Source organism: Aminobacter sp. P4_D5, assembly GCF_056401815.1.
This window is the reverse complement of the sequence record NZ_JBFUIP010001004.1, coordinates 1-603: the sequence shown is the minus strand read 5'-3', so window position 1 is coordinate 603 and position 603 is coordinate 1. Positions and strand designations below refer to the sequence as shown.

Here is a 603-nt window from a genome sequence, read left to right as displayed (position 1 = left end):
ATCCTCGGATCAAAGAAGGTGTAGCTGAGGTCGATCAGCAGGTTCACCACCACGTAGGTGAAGCTGAACAGCAGGATCACGCCCTGGATCACCGGGTAGTCGCGGCGAAGGATAGCGTCGACGGTGAGGCGGCCGAGGCCGGGGATGGCGAAGACGCTCTCCGTCACCACGGCGCCGCCGATCAGCAGCGCCACGCCGATGCCGATGACGGTCACGATCGGCACGGCCGCGTTCTTCAGGGCGTGGAGGAAGAGGATGCTGCGCTGCCCGGCGCCCTTGGCGCGGGCGGTGCGGATATAGTCCTGGCTTAGCACTTCCAGCATGGTCGCCCGCGTGATGCGGGCGATCAGGGCGATATAGACGCCGCCCAGCGCGATGGCCGGCAGGATCAGGTTCTCGATCCAGGGGAAAAAGCCGTTCGAGAAAGGCGTATAGCCTTGCACCGGCAGCCAATCGAGCTCCAGGGCGAAGATATAGGCCAGCACATAGCCCACCACGAAGACCGGCACCGAGAAGCCAAGCACCGCGAAGGCCATGACCATGCGGTCGATGGTCGTGCCCTGCTTCCAGGCCGCGATCACGCCCATGGGGACGGCGATGGAG

General features: G+C 64.7%; 1 protein-coding gene. It reads right to left on the bottom strand.

Annotation, left to right across the window (positions count from 1 at the left end):
• Window positions 1–603, bottom strand: a 603-nt coding sequence (locus AC1DWF_RS36335) for an ABC transporter permease (protein ID WP_476843293.1), incomplete at both ends; no start/stop codon positions are given.